Here is a 15,991-nt window from a genome sequence, read left to right as displayed (position 1 = left end):
GGCTCAACACTCTTCATCTCGAAAGCGCGTCACTTTGCCACCAATTCGAGATTCGACCCCGGTAGACAATGCTTAGACACAGATCAAAGGAGCATTGTCGATGCTGAACCCTACTGTCGTTTCCCACTCCACCGTGCGCCGCAGCAGCCGTACGCCCGTGGCGACGCCGCGCACGACCACACGCTGTTCGGTCTGCGCCATGCGTCACCTGTGCATGCCGCAGGGCCTCACGCTCGACGATCTGCCCAAACTCGAAGCGCTGATCTGCTCCGCGCGCAGCGTGCGGCGCGGCGAGGCCGTGTACCGCGCCGGCGACCCGTTCGACAACCTCTACGTCGCGCGCTCGGGCTCGCTCAAGACCGTCATGGCGCACCGTGACGGCCGCGAGCAGGTCACCGGCCTGCGGCTCGCGGGCGACCCGCTCGGCCTCGACGGCATCAGCACCGGCGCTCACACGTGCAGCGCCATCGCGCTCGAAGACAGCTCGGTCTGCATCATTCCCTACTCGGCGCTCAAGCACATGTGCCGCGAAACCGGCGCCATGCAGGACCGGCTGCACCGCCTCATGAGCGAACAGCTCATTCGCGAGTCGTCGCAAATGATGGTGCTCGGTTCGCTCTCCGCCGACGAGCGCGTGGCCGCCTTCCTGCTCGACGTTTCCGAACGCAACGGCCAGCGCGGCTATTCACACGCGGAATTCAACCTGCGCATGACGCGTGAGGACATGGGCAGCTATCTTGGCATGACGCTCGAAACGGTAAGCCGTACCCTGTCAAGATTTCAAAAGCGCGGCCTGATCGACGCACAGGGCAAGCTGATCCGTATCATCGACCTCGAAGGTCTGCGCCACCTGTAATCCGGGCGCCCCCCGGCTGGCCGCCGGGTCCGCCCGCAGCAGCGCCCCCAGGCCCCACACAAGCCGCGCCTCGCCAGCGCGGCTTTTCCGTTGGCACAACTCCTGCGCAGGGATAGAGTTTCGTATTACGCCCTGGCAAGGAGAATCGCCGAAATGCCTCTCCCGCAACAACCCACGCTCGCCGCTCGCCTCGCCCAGGCGCGCGCCGCGAGCGACGCGCTTTTCGACGTCGTCAAGCCCGAGTTCCTGTACGAGCGGCCGATTCGCGAGCGTCACCGCATCGTGTTCTATATCGGCCATCTGGAGGCGTTCGACCGTAACCTCTTCGACAAGCGCCTGTTCGATCTGCCCTCGCCCGATCAGCGCCTCGACCAGTTGTTCGCATTCGGCATCGATCCCGTGGATGGCGGGTTGCCGACCGACATGCCCGCCGACTGGCCCGCGCTCGCGGAAGTCCACGGGTACGGACGCGAGGTGCGCGACCACATCGACGAGCGGCTCGCGGCCCTCGACCTGCCGCCCGACACGCCGAATCACGACACGGCGGGCCAATTGCTGAACGTCGCCATCGAGCATCGCCTGATGCACGTCGAGACGCTCGCCTACATGCTCCATCAGCTGCCGTTCGCGCAGAAGCGCGCGCCCGACGCGCCACGCATGCACGCCGATCACCTTTACGCCGTCGAGCCCGGCATGGTGCCGGTGCCCGCGGGCCGCACGGAACTCGGCATGACCGCCGAGCGCGGCGTGTTCGGCTGGGACAACGAATTCGGCGAGCAGCAGGTGGACGTGCCCGCGTTCGAGATTGACCGCTACATGGTCACGAACGGCGCGTTTCTCGAGTTCGTGGAGGACGGCGGCTACCGCAGGCGCGACCTCTGGAACGACGCCGACTGGGCATGGAAGGACAGCACACAGGTCGCGCACCCCGTTTTCTGGTCGCGCGACGCCGTGGGCTGGCGACTGCGCACGATGTTCGACGACATCCCGCTGCCGCTTGCCTGGCCCGTGTATGTGAGCCATGCCGAAGCGAGCGCCTTTGCGCGCTGGCGCGGCGCGAAACTGCCGAGCGAGGCGCAATGGCAGCGCGCGGCACACGGCGCGCTGCCGGGCCTGACCGACAACTTCGACTTCCGCGACTGGAACCCGGTGGCCGTGGACGCGACGCCGGACAGCGCCAGCACCTGGGGTGTCGAGGGACTGTACGGCAACGGCTGGGAATGGACTTCGACGCTTTTCGCACCGCTGCCGGGGTTCAAGGCCTTCCCGTTCTACGAAGGCTATTCGGCCAACTTTTTCGACGGCCAGCACTACGCAATGAAAGGCGGCTCGCCGCGCACGGCGCAATGCATGTTGCGGCCGACGTTTCGCAACTGGTTTCAACCGCGCTACCAGTATGTTTATGCGGGCTTTCGCTGCGTTCGGGATTGAGCGGATCAGGCGCGCGCCGGGCGGAGAACCCGGCGCGCGCGAGGCATCTCACGCCTCCAGCGTGGCGCGGGTAAACATTTCGACGTTGTCGATCAGGTTGTCCAGCCCGTCTCTCGCCGCTTCGACGTTGCCCGCGGCGATCGCGGTCGCGATGTCGGCGTGAAGCGACGCCGTTTGGGCGAGATTGGCGAAGCGCTGATAGTGCGCGTACCAGAAGCGGCGCGACAACCCGTACATCAGCTTCATGGTGGACGTGCCGTACTCGTTGTTGGCGCTATCGAGCAGGAGCTTGTTGAATTGCCGGTCGTAGGCGAGGAACTCCACGCCTTCGTTCGCCTTCCCGGCCGTCGTCATGAGGTCGGCCAGCAATCCGAACTGCGTTCGCTGGGCGGGCGTGGCATTCTTCGCCGCCGCGCCCACCAGCAAGCGCTCGACCTCGCGGCGCACTTCGAGCAGGCGCAACTGCTTGCGCACGTCGATTTCCGAGACCATGATGCCGAGCTTCGGCATGATGACGACGAGACCTTCGCGCGAAAGCTGCTGCAATGCTTCGCGCACCGGCGTGCGGCCGAGTCCGAGCAGCTTCGACAAGCCGTTCTCGGACACGATCTGCCCCGGACGCAGGCTCAACGTGGCAATCCGCTCCTCGATCTGCGAGTAAGCCTGATCGGCAAGCGTCTGCTCTGCCGAAGCATCGGGAGAAGGAAGCGGATTGGGTCCATTCATAGCTACATCCAGTCAATTACATTCGGCAGTGCTTGCTCATTCAAGCACGCTCAGCCTCGTTCGCCCAGCACGGCGCCCTTCGAAAGCGGCTGCACCAGTTGCCGGTACATCGCGAGCCAGCCCTTCTCGTGCGTGGGCGGGAGCGCAGGCAATCGGGCGATCCGTTCCTCAAGCTGCGCCTGCGGCAACTCCAGATCGATCGTTTTGCGGTTCAGGTCGATCACGATCGTGTCGCCGGCCTCGATCGCCGCGAGCGGGCCGCCTTCGGCCGCTTCGGGCATGACCTGACCGATCGTGATGCCGCTGTTCAACCCGGACAGTTCGCCGTCGGTCACGACCGCGACGTACTCGCCAAGCCCCGCACCCACCAGCGCCGCCATGAAGCTCGCGGCGAACACCGTGCCGGGGCCGCCCTTCGGACCGAGCATGCGCAGCACGACGACCGAGCCTCGTGCGATTTTACCTTGCTCGATCGCGTTGATCGCGTCGTTTTCGTTTTCGAACACGATTGCCGGGCCGATGAAGCGCCGCACGCTGGCCGGCACCGCCGAGAGCTTGACGACCGCGCCGTCGGGCGCGACGTTGCCGCGAATGACGACGAGGCCCGGCTCCGCGCGCATGGGTTGCGTGAGCGGCGCAATCACGCGCTCGTCCGGCGCGGGCCGGCCGGCAAGATTGTCGGCGAGCGTCTTGCCCGTGACGGTCAGCACCGACGTGTCGAGCACGCTGGCGAGTTGCGTCATCGCCCCCGCGCAACCGCCCGCCGCCGCGAAGTCCTCGATGCGGTCCGGGCCGTTCGGGCGCACCTGCGTGATCTGCGGAACGATATCGGCGGCAAGTTCGAATTCGCGGATGATGTCAACGTCGCATTCGCTCTCGATCGCCGCCGCGATCAGGTGGCGCATCACGTTGACCGATGCGCCGATCGCAACCGCCGTGCGCACGGCGTTGCGAAACGCGGCGGCCGTCATGATCTGGCGGGGCCGCAGATCCTGTTCGACGAGCGCCATGATCGCCTCGCCCGCGCGCGCCGCGTAGCCGTTGAGTTCGTCGCTGCCGGCGCGGATCGGCGCGTTGCCCGTGAGCGCCATGCCAAGCGCTTCGGCCATGCAATGCATGGAGTTGGCCGTGGCCAGGCCCGCGCACACGCCGGGGCCCTTGATCGCGTGGCACGTCATGTCGGTGAGCGTTTCGAGCGTGATCATGCGCGCCTTGTACGCGCCCACCGACTTGTAGACCTCCTCGATGTCCACGTGATGGTCGCCGCATTGCGAGCCGAGCTGAAAGCCGCACGTCACGATGAGCGAGGGCACGTTCAGGCGTCCCGCCGCCATCAACTGCGCGGGCGTGGTCTTGTCGCACGACGCGAGCAGCACCATGCCGTCGAGCTCGGCGCCTTCGACCTGCACTTCGACGTCGTTGACGAGCAGATCGCGCGTGGGCATCAGATAGCGGCCCTGCTTGCCCGCGCTCGTCACGAAGTCCGAGGGTGCTACCGTGCGGATTTCGAGCGGCACGCCGCCTGCGGCGCGCACGGCGTCCTGCACGACCTGCGAGACGCCGTCGAGATGCTGGTAGCAGACCGAAAGTTTGCTCGACGAATTGACGATCGCGATCTTCGGCTTGTCGAAGTCCTCTTCGGAGAGGCCCATGGCGAGCCACTGCGCGCGGCGCACGGCCCAGCGCGTGGTGCCCGGCGTGAATTGGCTGCGAAGTTTCGGCTTGTTCATCTGGAATCCTTAGTTATGACTCAAGTATCACTTAATTATCGAGTCGGGCGCCGTCGCGATTCAGTTGCAGGCGGACATCGGCGCCGTCGATACGGCGCACGTCGATACGTTCCTTCACCGCGAGCGTCGCGGCATGGCCAATGGCGTGGCCGTACGAAAAGCACTGGGCGGTCACGCGCGCCGAAGCCACCGCCTCGTGCTCGGCGGACAGGCAGCGTCCGGCCACGAGCAGGTTCTCGCCCGCCTCCGGCACGAAGCAGCCGAACGGAACCTCGTAGTAGTCGTTGAGCAGCCACTCCACGCGCGGCTTGCTGCCGCTATGCAGTTCGATGGGCCACGGCGATCGCGCGATGCCGTCGCGAAACTTGCTGCCCGCGAGAATATCCGCATTGCGCAGCGTGCTCACGCCCGCCGCCTGACGCGTTTGCCGCACGCCCACCTGCATGCCGGTATCGATCACGAAGCTCGCTTCGCAGCCGCTCAGATGTTCGCGGAAAAAGCGCGCATAGTCGCGCACCTGGCGGCGGCCTTCGAATTCCGCCTCGGTGAAATCGCGGTGAATCACGGGATTGAGCTCGCGGCCGTCGGCGCCCGTCACGCGCGTGCAGTTGCACAACAACTCGTTGGGCTGCGGCGTCGGGAACATCCAGATCTTGGCGCGCGGCAAGCGGTAGCCCGCTTCGTTCGCCTGCGCGATCTGCGCGGAAACGGCGGGCGGCATGATGGTGTCCTCGCCATGCGCGGCGAGAAATCTTGCGACGTCCACACCCCCGAGCCGGAAGATCATCGTCGGGTTCTGCACGCGGCCGTGGTCGCCGACAACGGTGCGCCACCCCGCCATCGTCACGAGATCGGCGTCGCCGCTCGCGTCGATCGTCACGGGCGCGAGCACGCGCACCTTGCCCTGCTTCGTATAGAGCTGCGCGCCGCGAATCGCTTCGCCCTCCTTGAGCACCTCCGTGACGAGCGCGTGGTAGATGACGGTGACGCCCGCCTCCCGCAGCATGCCGTCGGCGACTTCGCGCCATACCAGCGGGTCGTGCACGAGCGTCCACGTCTTGCCGTATTTGACCGGCGCGCCCAGGCCGTTGCGCGCATTCATCCGCGCGATGAAGTCATCGACGAAACCATGCACGACCTGATTCGGCCCCACCCCGGAATCGGTCGCCTCGTAAAGCCCGCAAACCGTGCCCGACAGTCCGGCCACGGCGCCGCCGCCGCAGAACCCGTAGCGCTCGGCAAGCACCACGCGCAAGCCCTGCCTCGCGGCGGTCACGGCCGCCGCGAGGCCCGCCGCACCGCCGCCCGCCACGAACACGTCGGCCTCCAGCGTTTCCATTGCGCGGTCGTCCACGACCGCGATTCCACCCTGATTCATGTCCCCTCCACGTCGAAATCCGTGGTTGACACTTTATATATACGGACGATACTCTGTCAACATACCGCTGACATACTAGAAAGATACAACGCCGGTTCAACCAGGAGACTCAGATGAAGCAACGCGTGGCCTACCGCTGGATCATCGCGATCGTTCTATTCGTCGCGTACAGCATCCAGTACCTCGATCGCGTGAAAAGCAGCGTGCTCAACCCCGCCATCGCCCACGACCTCGGGCTCAGCACGGCCGACATCGGTACGGGCGCATTCCTGATGCTGCTGTTCTACGGACCTTCGCAATACGTGTCGGGGCTGCTCACCGACCGCTTCGGCGCGAAGAAAATGCTGATCTTTTCGGTGATCGCATGGTCGGTCATGACGATGTTCATGGGCCTGATCCAGACGCGAGAGGAATACTTGTGGCGAATGGCCATCTTCGGCGTACTGGTCGGCACCGAATACGTGCCGTCCGCGCGCGTGCTGATGCGCTGGTTCAACAAGGAAGGCCGCGCCCGCGCGCAATCGCTGCTCGCATGGGCCTGGATTCTCACGCCCGCATGGGCGAGCGTGCTGGCCACGCAATTCGCCGCTCACGCCAATAGCTGGCGCATTGTGTTCTTCGTGACTGGAGCGCTGGGCGTCGTGCCGCTGCTCATGATCGTGCTGCTCGTGTTCGATCGCCCCGAGCAATACCGGCATGCGACCGAGGCCGATCTGGAGTACGCGTATCGCGACGAAATCGAGGCGGGCACCCTGAAACGCGGTCAATACGCGCAGGCGCAAAGCGTGATCCTCAAGAACGGCGGCGTTCGCTTTCTCGATCTGTTCAAGAACCAGACGTATGTGGCGGTGGTGTTCGTCGATATCGTCATGCAGATCACGCTTTATGGCGCGCTGACCTGGATTCCGCTTTATCTCTCCGACGCTTTCGGATTCAAGCTGCAAACCATGGGCTGGTGGAGCGGCCTTTATTTCGCGGCGGGCGCGATCGGCAGTTTCATTTCGTCGTATATGTCGGACAAGGTATTCAACGGCAACCGCAAGATCATGATTCTCGTGTGCTTTATCGGTCTTGCGCCGTTCGTCGTGATGCTCGGCACGCTCCAGCATGCGAGCCACGCGCTGCTCGCCGTTGCGCTCTGCGGCATGGGCTTCTTCGGCAATATGGCATGGGGGCCGTTCCTTGCGCTTCCCGCCGAGATTTTCTCGCCCGAGGTGTACGGCAAGGCAATGGGATTCGTGAACGGCGCCGGTTATTTCGTGGCGGCGTTCTCGGCCAAGATTTTCGCCGCGCTGGTTACCGTGGATGCACTCGGCCACAAGAACTACACGAACGGCTGGTACTTCATCGCGTTCTGCGTGGTTGCCGGCATTTTCGCGGCGAGCAGAATCAGGAGTCCGAATAACCCGGAATCCGGAGCGATCCGGCAGGCGACGCCTGGCTAGCCGAGCCATGGAAGGCGCCGTGCGCAAAGAGCACGGTGCCGGTTTCACGTGCCATGCCGGTATCCTCGAGTATACCTACGCACTTCGCGGTGCGTAATTGACCGTGGATAGCCAGCGTATACCATTCGTTTCAGGCCAATGGCTTCGAGCCCGAACTCGCAGCGAAACAGATCGACGGGCTCGATCATCACGGAGAATACCGAATGGCAGCAGGCACGAAAACGACACAGCCCAACCTGGACGTTCTATTTCGTCCTTATCGTCTGAATACACTCGATTTGCCGAACCGCGTGGTCATGGCGCCGATGACACGGTCCTTGTCGCCGGCCGGCGTGCCCACCGCCGAAACGGCCGCCTATTACCGCCGCCGCGCCGAGCACGGCGTGGGTCTCATCATCACGGAGGCCGCGGGCATCGGCCGCCCTGCCGCGCGCAACGAGCCGGACATGCCGCAGCTTCATGGTGAGGCGGCGCTGGCAAGCTGGAAAACGATCGTCGACGAGGTCCACGCGGCGGGCGGACGTATCGCGCCGCAACTGATACACGTGGGGCAGAAACGCTCGATGCTGGGTGCCGACTGGACGCCACCCGCGCCCTACGAGAGTCCTTCGGGTCTTGCCTTGACGGGCCAGCCGGCAGGCCGCCCGATGAGCGATGCCGAGGTGGCGGCGACCATCGACGCCTTCGCGCGCGCGGCGGCCGACGCCGAAAGAATCGGTTTCGACGGTATTGAATTGCACGGTGCGCACAACTACCTGATCAACCAGTTTTTCTCCGAAGATTTGAATCAGCGCAGCGACCACTATGGCGGTTCGACACTGCTCGATCGCTCGCGCTTTGCGATCGAGATCCTGCAAGCGATTCGCGCCGTGGTGAGCCCCGGCTTCCCCGTCATGCTTCGCCTGTCGCAATGGAAGCCCAAGGATTTCAATGCGCGCCTCGCGCCCACGCCTCAAGTGCTCGAAACGTGGCTCGGCGCGCTCGTCGATGCCGGTGCGGATGCGTTCCATCTCTCCCAACAGCGATTCTCGCAAGCGGCCTTCCCCGAGTTCGATGCGCAATTGAATCTGGCGGGCTGGGCGAAGAAGCTCACCGGCGTCACCGCCATCACGGTGGGCTCCGTTGGCCTGATCGGTGACGTCTACGAGTCGATGGCGGGCAAGAACGCGCAAGCGACTTCGCTGGACGACATGCTGGCGCGACTGGAACGCGACGAATTCGACCTGGTCGCAGTCGGCCGTCCGTTGCTTCAGGACCCTGCGTGGCTGGACAAGATTCGCAATAATCGCGTGGATACGATTGCCGATTTCACGCCCGCGGCCTTCGCCACGCTGAGCTAGTCGATCCCCCCCGAGCGGCGGCCCGACCCTCACCACAGGGTCGAACACGGCCGCCCTCGCGTCTGCCGGCCGTCGATCCCCCATCGACACGCGCCCATCCCTGCCTCTGAGAGGCCGCCCCCTGCCTTGCCCCCGTTTCTGGTAATGTCACGCACATGCAAACGATCCTATCCGTCGAGAATCTCTCGAAAGTCTATGCATCGGGATTCCGCGCGCTCACGCGCATCAACCTGGACATCCAGCGCGGCGAGATTTTCGCGCTGCTGGGCCCGAATGGCGCCGGCAAGACCACGCTGATCAGCATCATCTGCGGCATCGTCAACGCGAGCGAAGGCAGTGTGCGCGTGGCCGGTCACGATATCGTCACCGACTATCGCGCCGCGCGCTCGCTGATCGGCCTCGTGCCTCAGGAACTGACAACGGACGCGTTCGAAACGGTCTGGGCCACCGTCTCGTTCAGCCGCGGCCTGTTCGGGAAGCCCACCAACCCCGCCTATGTCGAACGCGTGCTGCGCGACCTCTCGCTGTGGGAGAAGCGCAACAACAAGATCATCACCTTGTCCGGCGGCATGAAGCGCCGCGTGCTGATCGCGAAGGCGCTCGCGCACGAACCGCAGGTCCTGTTTCTGGACGAGCCGACCGCGGGCGTGGACGTAGAGTTGCGCCGCGACATGTGGGAACTCGTGCGCGGGCTCAAGGCAAACGGGGTGACGATCATCCTGACGACGCACTACATCGACGAAGCGGAAGAAATGGCCGACCGCATCGGCGTCATCAACGCGGGCGAAATCATGCTCGTCGAGCACAAGGACGCGCTCATGCGCAAGCTCGGCCGCAAGCAGTTGACGTTGCAACTCGAAACGCCGTTGAGCGCGATTCCGGCGGCGCTCGACAACTGGCGCCTGGAACTGGCCGACGGCGGCGCCGAGCTGACCTACACCTACGACGCCGAAAACGAACGCAACGACATCATCGCGCTGCTCAAGAGCCTGAGCGAGGCCGGCATTGGCTTCAGCGACCTGCAAACGAAGCAGAGTTCGCTTGAGGACATCTTCGTGAGTCTCGTCAGCAAAGACCCGGCAGCCGCTGCGCGATCAGCCGCGCCGTCGGTCGCGGAAAACGGAAAGGACAGGTGAGCAACCGATGAACGTCTACGCAATTCGCGCCATCTACCGCTTCGAAATGGCGCGCACGCGGCGCACGCTGATGCAGAGCATCGTCGCGCCGGTGATCTCGACTTCGCTCTACTTCATCGTGTTCGGCTCCGCGATCGGTTCGCGCATCCAGGAGGTGAACGGCGTGAGCTACGGCGCGTTCATCGTGCCCGGCCTGATCATGCTGTCGCTGCTCTCGCAAAGCATCTCGAACGCGTCATTCGGCATCTACTTTCCGCGCTTCACGGGCACGATCTACGAACTGCTGTCGGCGCCCGTGTCCTACTTCGAAATCGTCATCAGCTATGTCGGCGCGGCGGCGACCAAGTCGGTGCTGCTCGGGGTCATCATCCTCGCGACGGCGGCGCTGTTCGTGCCGATCCAGATCCAGCATCCGTTATGGATGGTGCTGTTCCTGCTGCTCACGGCCATCACGTTCAGCCTGCTCGGCTTCATCATCGGCATCTGGGCGGACAACTTCGAGAAGCTGCAAATCGTGCCGCTCCTCATCATCACGCCGCTCACGTTCCTTGGCGGCAGCTTCTACTCGATCGACATGCTGCCGCCTGCGTGGCGCGTGATCACGCTGTTCAACCCGATCGTCTACCTCATCAGCGGTTTTCGCTGGAGCTTCTACGGGCTCGCAGACGTAAACGTCGGCGTGAGCCTCGGCATGACGGCCGCCTTTCTCGCCCTGTTCCTCGGCATCACCGCCTGGATCTTCAAGACCGGTTACCGCCTGAAGACCTGAAGCGGGCCTGAAGCGGGTCATAAGCCGCATGCCAGTCACTCGCGTCAGGCCTGCGGCTGCCCCAACGCACCGCCCTGGGTGCGCTCCAGGATCTGAAGCTTCTCGGCCATATCGGGCGCGCTGTGGCCTGCCGCGCGAAGCTCGCTCACGAGCCGATGAGCGGCAGCCCGGCAGTGCGCCAGCATCTCGTGCAAGCGCGGTTCCGCCTGCAAGCCGGCCACCGCCTTCTCCAGCTCGGCCGGCGATTCGCTCAGCAAGGCGGGAACGACTTCCTCCGGCGGTATCAGGGAGCCATGACTGAGCAGTTGAGCGGTCCAGTCGCATCCGTACAGCAGCGTGCGACGTTCGGCCCTTCGCGTTTCGTCCTGGTCGAGCGTGGCGAGGCTCTGCCGGCTGTTCTGGATCTCGCCGCGCCACGTCGCCAGGATATCGGCGCGCAGCGCCGCCATGGCGTCTCCGAGCGCGGCGTTCTGCCCGCCTGCCGCGAGTCGGCGTTCATCGAGCCTGTCCAGATGATCCCGATAGCCTTCGAGGTACGGCAGCCAGTTCAACGGCAGCTCCGGCTTTTCGAAGAACGCGCGGCTCACCTCGTTGAGTTCGTTGCGCACATCCTGAAGCGCCTGATTGTCGGCAAGGCGCGCTTCATGAACGTCGTGCGCCGTCACCATCTGCCGATGCAGCGGGAACAGCGGATTGTTGTAACGCCGCTGGAGATGGCGTTCGGCCGCGCCCGGCCGCACGCTCCATTTCCAGTTGGGCAGCGATTTCGCGTTGAATTCGACCGCCTCTATCATCGGCCGGAAAAGAGACAACGCCTCGTCCGTGGCGTGGCGAAAGCAGTCCGCCAGCTTGTAGTCATTGCCTTGCAGGGAGGCGTCTGCGCTGCCCGCGTAAGGTGAGTCGGGCCTGAACCTGAGCGTGCCTGTGGCCAGAAAGAATTCCATGGGCAGCTCCACCAGCAGGCCCTCCTGCCTGAAGGTGCGCTGTTCGGCCGAAATCGCCTCGACCGAGCGCGCCAGGCGGTTTTCCGTGTCGAGAAGCGCGTCGATGGCGTCGCCCGACGCGGGCTGGGCCGCATCGGCAAGCAGGCAGAATGTTTCGCGCGCCATGCGCGCGGCGATGGTGCCGTGCTTCTCGGCGAACAGCCAGAACCAGAGCGCGAGCTGGTAGCCCTTGACCCCGTTTTGGGCGATCGCTTCGACCTCGGGCGTGAAAGCAATGCCGGGTGCGGCCCAGTTTGCAAACGGCGCGGCTCCCACATTCTGATACATGGCGAGGAGTTGCCGTATCGATTCATGCGTATCGGTGGGCCAGTTGCGCGCCTCCTCGGGGCGCTTTTCCGTCTTCCAGAACCTCCAGTCCATTCTGTCCCTCGCAAGAGAGCAAGCGTAACGGCGCTACGCGCTGCGAGGGATACTTGCACACTCCGCCGAGGGCGTAAACCGGTGATCTCCACCCTTGCCCGCCGTGCCGCCCGCCGAAAGGCCGCGCGCGCGCCGCCGAAGCGTGCGCCGCGCGCGGCATTCTTGACTTCAAATCAAAACAATTTGACGAATAGACGAGTTTTTAATCAAAAGTAAAGGGCGCACACTCCGTCCCGTCTTCATCGAAGCCAGGACCGCAAACCATGCCCCTCGCCCTCCTCGCGCTCACCATCAGCGCGTTCGCCATCGGCACGACCGAGTTCGTGATCGTCGGCCTGATACCGACGATTTCGTCCGACCTCGGCATCAGCCTGCCCTCGGCAGGCCTCCTCGTGAGCCTTTACGCATTGAGCGTCGCAGTCGGCGCGCCCCTGCTCACCGCCCTGACCGGGCGCATGCCGCGCAAGCTCCTGCTCGCGGGACTGATGGCGCTTTTCACCATCGGCAACCTCGTCGCCTGGCGCGCGCCCAGTTACGAATCGTTGATCGTCGCGCGCATACTCACCGGTCTCGCCCACGGCGTGTTCTTCTCCGTAGGCACGATCATCGCAACGACGCTCGTGCCCAAGGACAAGGCCGCCAGCGCGATCGCCACCATGTTCAGCGGCATGACGGTCGCCTTCGTCGCGGGCATTCCGCTCGGCACCTTTATCGGCCAGCACTTCGGCTGGCGAGCCACGTTCTTCGTCGTCGCCCTGTTTGGCCTGATCGCGTTTCTCGGGGCCGTGGCCTTCGTGCCGCGCCACCTCGCGCATACGCGACCTGCCGGTCTGCTCAAGCAATTTCGCGTGCTCGCGGAGCCGCGTCTCGCGCTGGTCTATGCCATGACCGCGGTGGGCTACGGCGGCTCGCTCATCGCCTTCACGTTCATGGCGCCATTGCTCGAACAGATCACGGGGTTCACGCCTTCCGAGGTCAGCATCGTGCTCGTCGCCTATGGCGTGTCCGTCGCGGCCGGCAATGTGTGGGGCGGCAAGCTCGCCGACCGCGTGGGCCCGGTGAAGGCGCTCAAGCGCATCTTCCTGCTGCTCGCCGCCGTTCTGTTCGCGCTCACGTTCACGATCCACACCCCGTGGCTCGCCGTGATCACCATGCTGTGCTGGGGCGCGGTCGCGTTCGGCAACGTGCCGGGCTTGCAGGTGTATGTCGTCAAGCAGGCGCGTCATTTCGCCCCCGAATCCGCCGATGTCGCATCGGGCTTCAATATCGCCGCGTTCAACCTCGGCGTGGCGGGCGGCTCGTCGCTCGGCGGGCTGATCGTCGCGCATATCGGTCTCGGCCACACGCCCTGGATCGCCGCCGCCGTCACGCTCGGCGCCTTCGCCCTCACCGCGCTGAGCGGCCGTCTCGACCGCCGCGAAGGTCTGCCCGAGCGCACGGCAGAGCCCGTGGAAGCCGCGCACTGAACCGCTTCCTCCTCTTTCACAGAAACCTGTCAGCAGGAACCCATGAGCATGAACGCACCGACCCGACGCCCTCCGTTCGCGGGCAAGACCTTTGAAGTTCGTTACGACGGCCTCACGGCGATCAACGCCTATGCAGAAGACGGCATGCACATGCGCTACGAAATCGTCGAAGGCGATTTCACGGGCGCGAAAGGCGAAGTCGCTTATACCTGGCAGCACATCGCAGGCGAGACCTACGCAATTTCGTGGCAGGAAGCCAGCCGCGCAACCGTCGTGCACATCGACGACTTCGCGGCCGGTACGTCGCGATCGTTCTTTACCGCCCCTTCGCTCGACTTCTACCGTCTCGAAGGCAGCCTGCGCGCGCAACCCTGAACGCGAGCCGATCATGTCCACTTCCCTCGAAAAACTGACCGGCGGCGGCTTCAGCATCGGCATCGAACTGCCGCTCGACCACGACTGGTCGCCGGCCGGCGATGCAAAGCGCCAGCACGACGGACGCCGCCCCGGCGTGCCCGATCTGGCCGTGCACGCGGAGCTCGCGCAACTCGCGGATACGCTCGGCTTTCGCGCGCTCTGGGTCCGCGACGTGCCGCTCTATGATCCTTCGTTCGGCGACGCTGCTCAGGTGTTCGAAGCATTTTCCTATCTCGGCTACCTCACGGGGATCACACGCCACATTCTGCTCGGCACGGCGGCCGTGGTGTTGCCGCTGCGCGAGCCGCTCCTTACGCTGAAGTCGGCCGCCTCGATCCAGGAACTGAGCCGGGGCCGCCTGTTGCTTGGCGTCGCGACCGGCGATCGCCCGGTGGAATACCCGTTGTTCGGCCGCGACTTCGAATCCCGAGGCGCGAACTTTCGTGAGCAGATTGCGCTGCTGCGCAGCGGCGCGCGCGGCTATCTGCCCCCGGGCCTCGAAGTGCTACCGCAGCCGCGCACGCCGCTACCCCTCTTTGCGGCCGGTCTCGCACAACAAACGCCGCAATGGCTCGGCAGCAACATGGACGGATGCCTTGCGTATCCCGGCGCGCCCGCGGACCACCAGCGCCGCGCTGCCGCATGGCGGGCGGTTGCCGGCGCGAAGCCGTATGTCAGCTTCATCCATCTCGACCTCGCCGAAGATCCCGATGAACCGTTGCAGCGTCATCGTTTCGGCGCACGCACCGGGCGCCGCGCGCTCATCGACGAGCTCGATGCGCTGCGCAACGTGGGCGTCGATCACATCGCCCTGCATTTCCGGCGCAACCGCCGGCCGCTCGACGAAACGTTCGCCGAAATCGCGAGCGAGGTGCTTCCGCATTTCCATCAGACCACGACTGAACAATCGCCATAACGCTTCCGGTTGCGTTTCTTTCCATCACCCTCAGAGAGAAAACTCATGAGCACTATTCCCGCATTCGGCCTCGGCACGTTCCGCCTGCAAGGCCAGGTCGTCATCGATTCGGTGCGCAACGGTCTCGAAGTCGGCTACCGCGCCATCGACACCGCGCAGATCTACGACAACGAAGCCGAGGTGGGCGAAGCGATCGCCGCTTCCGGCGTCGCGCGCAAGGATCTCTTCCTCACCACCAAGATCTGGGTGGACAACTACGCCCGCGAAAGGCTGGTGCCGAGCCTCAAGGAGAGCCTCAAAAAGCTGCGCGCCGACGAAGTGGACCTCACGCTCATTCACTGGCCCGCGCCGAATAACGGCGTGTCGCTCGAAGAATTCATGAGCGCGCTCGCGGAGGCGAAGTCGCAAGGCCTCACGAAGCAGATCGGCGTGTCCAACTTCAATATCGAACTGACGAAGCAGGCCATCGCCGTGGTCGGCAAGGAGAATGTCGCGACCAACCAGATCGAACTGAGCCCGTATTTGCAGAGCCGCAAGCTCGTGAGCTACCTTCAGCAGGAAGGCATTCACGTGACGTCGTATATGACGCTTGCCTACGGCAAGGTGCTCGGCGACCCGGTCATTCGCGCCATCGCCGAACGTCGCAACGCCACGCCCGCCCAGGTCACGCTCGCGTGGGCGCTGCGCCTGGGCTATTCCGTCATTCCCTCTTCGACCAAGCGCGAAAATCTCGCCAGCAATCTGCTCGCGCAAACGCTGGAACTGGACGACGAAGAGCTGGCGCAGATCGCCGCGCTCGAACGCAACGGCCGCGAAGTGAGCCCTGAAGGTCTCGCCGCGCAGTGGGACTAAAACAAGTTCTATAAGTAAGCTATCCGAAATACATTTCGGAGCCCCAACTGAAGTCCCTCTCAAACACGGCCTGACATGTCAGGCCGTGTTTCGTCGCTCTCCTTTCACGTACATCGAGTCTCCTCGCTTGCGCGCCGACGCACGGCCGCCATACCGCGAGATTCG

Annotated in this window: 14 protein-coding genes; 10 read left to right on the top strand and 4 right to left on the bottom strand. The window is 64.5% G+C overall.

Translation table 11 applies throughout. The features are described 5' to 3' along the window. Window positions 1-100: 100 nt before the first annotated feature. Together C7401_RS33055 and C7401_RS33050 are read left to right on the top strand one after the other, a co-directional pair. The gene (locus C7401_RS33055) at window positions 101-856 is read left to right on the top strand and encodes a helix-turn-helix domain-containing protein (RefSeq protein WP_112175896.1); all 756 of its coding nucleotides are present in this window, start codon (window positions 101-103) and stop codon (window positions 854-856) included. A gap of 153 nt (window positions 857-1,009) precedes the next feature. Beyond that, window positions 1,010-2,287, top strand: a complete 1,278-nt coding sequence (locus C7401_RS33050; protein WP_112175894.1) for an SUMF1/EgtB/PvdO family nonheme iron enzyme — start codon at window positions 1,010-1,012, stop codon at window positions 2,285-2,287. A 48-nt stretch (window positions 2,288-2,335) separates the two neighbouring features. On the opposite strand, the gene C7401_RS33045 is transcribed toward C7401_RS33050, so the two are convergent. Genes C7401_RS33045 through C7401_RS33035 form a run of 3 tightly spaced genes read right to left on the bottom strand, consistent with a single transcriptional unit; the run spans window position 2,336 to window position 6,121 of the window. Next, window positions 2,336-3,013 carry a GntR family transcriptional regulator gene (locus C7401_RS33045; RefSeq protein WP_112175892.1) on the bottom strand — a complete coding sequence of 226 codons (678 nt, stop codon included), beginning with the start codon at window positions 3,011-3,013 and terminating at the stop codon, window positions 2,336-2,338. Between the two features lie 50 nt (window positions 3,014-3,063). Further along, the gene (ilvD, locus tag C7401_RS33040; protein ID WP_181565758.1) at window positions 3,064-4,743 is read right to left on the bottom strand and encodes a dihydroxy-acid dehydratase; all 1,680 of its coding nucleotides are present in this window, start codon (window positions 4,741-4,743) and stop codon (window positions 3,064-3,066) included. Window positions 4,744-4,774: 31 nt separating this feature from the next. After that, window positions 4,775-6,121, bottom strand: coding sequence for an FAD-dependent oxidoreductase (locus C7401_RS33035; RefSeq protein WP_112175891.1), 1,347 nt, complete (start codon window positions 6,119-6,121; stop codon window positions 4,775-4,777). Between the two features lie 113 nt (window positions 6,122-6,234). On the opposite strand from C7401_RS33035, the gene C7401_RS33030 reads away from it, so the two are divergent. From C7401_RS33030 to C7401_RS33015, 4 genes are all read left to right on the top strand, one after another. Next, window positions 6,235-7,566: an MFS transporter gene (locus tag C7401_RS33030; RefSeq protein ID WP_112175889.1), complete on the top strand. Its 1,332-nt coding sequence runs from the start codon at window positions 6,235-6,237 to the stop codon at window positions 7,564-7,566. 203 nt (window positions 7,567-7,769) lie between these two features. Then, entirely contained in the window at window positions 7,770-8,906 is a 1,137-nt protein-coding gene (locus C7401_RS33025; RefSeq protein WP_112175887.1) for an NADH:flavin oxidoreductase, read from the top strand. A gap of 155 nt (window positions 8,907-9,061) precedes the next feature. After that, complete coding sequence (locus C7401_RS33020; RefSeq protein ID WP_112175885.1) at window positions 9,062-10,042, top strand: ABC transporter ATP-binding protein; 981 nt, start codon at window positions 9,062-9,064, stop codon at window positions 10,040-10,042. A gap of 7 nt (window positions 10,043-10,049) precedes the next feature. Beyond that, window positions 10,050-10,811, top strand: coding sequence for an ABC transporter permease (locus C7401_RS33015; RefSeq protein ID WP_112175883.1), 762 nt, complete (start codon window positions 10,050-10,052; stop codon window positions 10,809-10,811). 44 nt (window positions 10,812-10,855) lie between these two features. Here C7401_RS33015 and C7401_RS33010 read toward each other — a convergent pair whose 3' ends face one another. Continuing rightward, window positions 10,856-12,175 carry a tryptophan leader peptide gene (locus C7401_RS33010; protein WP_112175881.1) on the bottom strand — a complete coding sequence of 440 codons (1,320 nt, stop codon included), beginning with the start codon at window positions 12,173-12,175 and terminating at the stop codon, window positions 10,856-10,858. Between the two features lie 263 nt (window positions 12,176-12,438). Here C7401_RS33010 and C7401_RS33005 point away from each other — a divergent pair, with 263 nt between their 5' ends. The 4 genes from C7401_RS33005 to dkgB are packed head-to-tail and all read left to right on the top strand — an operon-like array spanning window position 12,439 to window position 15,826. Further along, the gene (locus C7401_RS33005) at window positions 12,439-13,641 is read left to right on the top strand and encodes an MFS transporter (protein WP_112175879.1); all 1,203 of its coding nucleotides are present in this window, start codon (window positions 12,439-12,441) and stop codon (window positions 13,639-13,641) included. A 48-nt stretch (window positions 13,642-13,689) separates the two neighbouring features. Next, window positions 13,690-14,016, top strand: coding sequence for a MoaF-related domain-containing protein (locus C7401_RS33000; RefSeq protein WP_112175877.1), 327 nt, complete (start codon window positions 13,690-13,692; stop codon window positions 14,014-14,016). 13 nt (window positions 14,017-14,029) lie between these two features. Further along, complete coding sequence (locus C7401_RS32995) at window positions 14,030-14,974, top strand: TIGR03571 family LLM class oxidoreductase (RefSeq protein ID WP_112175876.1); 945 nt, start codon at window positions 14,030-14,032, stop codon at window positions 14,972-14,974. A 45-nt stretch (window positions 14,975-15,019) separates the two neighbouring features. Next, window positions 15,020-15,826, top strand: a complete 807-nt coding sequence (gene dkgB / locus C7401_RS32990; RefSeq protein ID WP_112175875.1) for a 2,5-didehydrogluconate reductase DkgB — start codon at window positions 15,020-15,022, stop codon at window positions 15,824-15,826. Window positions 15,827-15,991: the final 165 nt, after the last annotated feature.

The organism is Paraburkholderia unamae (assembly GCF_003268775.1).
GTDB classification, from domain to species: domain Bacteria; phylum Pseudomonadota; class Gammaproteobacteria; order Burkholderiales; family Burkholderiaceae; genus Paraburkholderia; species Paraburkholderia unamae.
Note: the sequence above shows the minus strand (reverse complement) of the source record. Positions and strands in the feature narration are given on the sequence as shown.